The sequence below is a fragment of the Salinibacterium sp. genome, from assembly GCF_031364185.1.
In the GTDB taxonomy this organism is placed as follows: domain Bacteria; phylum Actinomycetota; class Actinomycetes; order Actinomycetales; family Microbacteriaceae; genus Rhodoglobus.
This window is the reverse complement of record NZ_JANLVV010000061.1, coordinates 1-3037: the sequence shown is the minus strand read 5'-3', so window position 1 is coordinate 3037 and position 3037 is coordinate 1. Positions and strand designations below refer to the sequence as shown.

At 62.0% G+C, this 3037-nt stretch carries 5 protein-coding genes; 1 reads left to right on the top strand and 4 read right to left on the bottom strand.

Going from position 1 to position 3037, the window contains the following annotated elements:
* The 3 genes from RMN95_RS03180 to RMN95_RS03170 form a co-directional block, all read right to left on the bottom strand.
* The coding region (locus RMN95_RS03180; protein WP_309615515.1) for an SDR family NAD(P)-dependent oxidoreductase at positions 1-323 on the bottom strand (323 nt) is incomplete at its 3' end.
* Positions 324-486: 163 nt separating this feature from the next.
* Positions 487-1785 carry a HipA domain-containing protein gene (locus tag RMN95_RS03175; RefSeq protein WP_309615514.1) on the bottom strand — a complete coding sequence of 433 codons (1299 nt, stop codon included), beginning with the start codon at positions 1783-1785 and terminating at the stop codon, positions 487-489.
* A complete protein-coding gene (locus RMN95_RS03170) occupies positions 1782-2312 on the bottom strand; it encodes a helix-turn-helix domain-containing protein (protein ID WP_309615513.1) in 531 nt (176 codons plus the stop codon). The genes RMN95_RS03175 and RMN95_RS03170 overlap by 4 nt, the downstream gene beginning before the upstream one ends.
* 280 nt (positions 2313-2592) lie before the next feature.
* Here RMN95_RS03170 and RMN95_RS03165 point away from each other — a divergent pair, with 280 nt between their 5' ends.
* Complete coding sequence (locus RMN95_RS03165) at positions 2593-2745, top strand: hypothetical protein (protein WP_309615512.1); 153 nt, start codon at positions 2593-2595, stop codon at positions 2743-2745.
* Positions 2746-2781: 36 nt separating this feature from the next.
* Here RMN95_RS03165 and RMN95_RS03160 read toward each other — a convergent pair.
* Positions 2782-3037: DUF933 domain-containing protein (locus RMN95_RS03160; RefSeq protein ID WP_309615511.1), on the bottom strand; the 256-nt coding region annotated here is incomplete at its 5' end.

Sequence of the window (3037 nt, the reverse complement as noted above, 5' to 3'; positions counted from 1 at the left end):
AGCGCCTCGAGCGCCAGCTCCGGAGTCAGGTCGAGCACCGGCTTCAGGTAGTCGCGCGACGGAAGCGGGCTGTACTGCAGCACCGTGATCGGGCCCAGCTCCGCCGCGGCACGCGCAAGCGCATCCTCAAGTTGCCCAGGCTTCAGAACGTCAGCGGCAAAACCGCGGGCGGTCACCCCGATCGCTTCGAGCTCGGCGGCCATGGCGTCGAGCTTCGACTGGTCACGCGAGATCAGGGCGACCGAAGATCCTTCATGCCCGAACCTGCGGGCAACCGCCGCGCCAAGTCCGGGTCCGGCTCCGATGATCGCTATGACAGGCATTTGTCTCCTTCGATCGATGACTGCGTGGTCATTCCAGTGTGCCCTGTTCGGAACGCACCACGAGACGAGCGATCCGTTCAGAGCGTCGTTTTGCCAGCATGGACGATCGTGATTCCCACGCGCTCCCATCCCCTACTGAATGGGCCGGGCGGGTCGGCCTCGGTCAAGCGAGGAACAGGTCTCCTACGCGAAGCGTCTGCGCATACGTCGCGAACGGGTAGAGCTTCACGGCCTCGATCTGCTGGAGTTGGTCCGGCAGATGCCCGATTACGTCGGCAACGACAGGTTGGAGACTTGCTGCGACGGTGAGAGTGAACTCTGCGAGGTGGCCTTCGGGGAGTTGAGCGTCGCGCTCGAGCACGCGAATGCTGGCGGGCCCGATGCTGCCGATGGTGGCTGAGCCGTCGATGCTGAACGCGAGCTTGACCTCGTCGAACGCTCGATAATCAGTGGCGCGCACGGTCGAGGGGAGCTCAAATGGGAGAGAGGAGTTGAGGTCGTAGAACGGTGACAGAATCGTGGCGCCGGGAAGGTGGCTGAGGGAGTAGTTCTTGGTGTGGCCGTCATTGTGGCCGACGACCCAGGAGAACACGAAGCATTCCGCCAACCGCAGCTTGGCCGCCCGTGCGTTCGCAGGATCCAACTCACGGTCGAATAGGGTGAACAGGTCTCGGTAGCCAGGGCCGCCGTCGCTTTCATACTTGCTCAAGAACGAGACACCAGTGGCTTGGGCGAGGTCTTCTTGGTGGATGCGGAGGTATCGGTCTCCCTCCTTGAGTCGGTCGAAGCGTTCCACGATGAGTACGTGCTCGCCCTCGAACTCTCCGACCTCGGTGCTGGCAACGTTCAGTCCGAGCTGCCGGGCTACCTGGAGGGTGATGTGTTCGGTCACGTCGGATCCGGGAAGGGTGTGCACGCCCGGCTTGAAGATGTGTGTGGAGGGGTGGTGTCCGGAGGGTTCGAACCACTGGCCGTCCCGGTGTGCGAGGGCGAACTTGCCTTGAGCGCCGCCGAGAGAGAACCCTTCCCCGACCGCTCGCTGCCCGAGCCAATCAGAGTCATCAGCCCGGATCTGGCGGATGCGGGCAGCAATCGCTTCGTCAGTAATCGGAGTCAGATAAGAGACAGTGCGCCGCGCGGTGCCAGTCGGATAGAACTCCAGCGCCCCCGCCACATCGGCGCCATACACCGTGAGGAGATCGAACGCGCTGTCGCTGGTGAGCTTCGCATCCCGAGCCCACTTTGCGCGGACGTCCGGCCGGTCGGGAAGCAGGTTCTCCAGGAATCGCCGGGTAGTGATCCCCGGAGCGGCGCCGGCCACCACTGGAAGTTGAACAGAGATCGGAACCGGCTGATCGCTGGCGACGTAGGCGGGCAGGTACCGCAAGGTGAGGTTGTCCCCCTGCCGCGTGATCGTCGCGACATGCACGTCGTACAGATAGACGTCGAGCGAGTTGATCATCGCCCACCTCGCTTCTTGCTCTCGGCGAGCGCCGCGGGCGGGTTGTCACCAGTCGTGTGGCTGGCCGGATCACCAGCTTCGATCGCCGATCGCAGCAGAGCACGACTCGCATCATCGGTGATGGCACCGAGCGATTTCCGAACGGTAGCTGTCGAGTCTGCGGTGGCGAGGGTTTTCCGAATGGCATCGGTAGCCAATGCCGTTATTGCGTCGAGCGATGGCTGGAGTTGGTGAAGTGCCGCCTGAGTGAAGGCGGAGGTGTCGAAACCCTGGGTGAGGCGAGCGCTCGCGCTCCCCGGGGTGCTGATGCCAAGTTCTTCAACCGGTGTCCCATCAAGGCGAACGCCGAGATAGTCGAGGATGAGGATGAGAGTGTCGAACGAAACGCCTCCGTGTCCGCGCTCGATGCGGGCGAGAGACTGCCTGGTGATTCCGGCGGCATCAGCTACATCTTGTTGCGTGCGACTGTGAGCTTGACGACGTGTCTTGACCAGGCGTGCAAGGTCTGCGGGTTTGCTGATCCTCATGGGAACCTCCTGGTGCGTCACATATACCGAACATCGACAAAATGTTAGATAAACCTACCACTCTCTCGGTGTTAGATAAACCTAACATGCTGTCAAGGTTCGGGAAACATTACAGGTAGGTGCGAACACTGGACCGTACCGACGCAACATTCTGTTCGCGCTGACGGCCCTCATCCGTCCAACACATGGTGTTGTGAGCCTCCTAACGGACACCCGGCGGCATCTTCACAAAACGACCCGTCTAGTCTCGACGGACAACATTCATTGATCGAGTCTCGCCATGTCGAAGGAACGAACCGAAGCCATTCTGAAGGCATCCATGACGGCGGTGACCGCAACCGCTTCCAGTCGGGGCAACCGTCTTGCGATGCGGCCTCATCACGTTGCCGATCCGCGCCCTGACGGGCAGTTGGAACTGGTTTTTCAACGCTAAATCGGGCCCGCGACGATCATCAAGCTCAGATCCAATTCAGTTGTTGAAGCGGAACTCCACCACGTCGCCATCCTGCATGACGTAGTCCTTGCCCTCGATGCGGGCCTTGCCCTTGGCGCGGGCCTCGGCGATCGAGCCGGTCTCGACCAGGTCGGCGAATCCGATGACCTCGGCCTTGATGAAACCCTTCTCGAAGTCGGTATGGATGACGCCCGCGGCCTGCGGGGCCTTCCAGCCCTTGCCGATCGTCCAGGCGCGCGACTCTTTCGGCCCGGCGGTCAGGTAGGTCTGC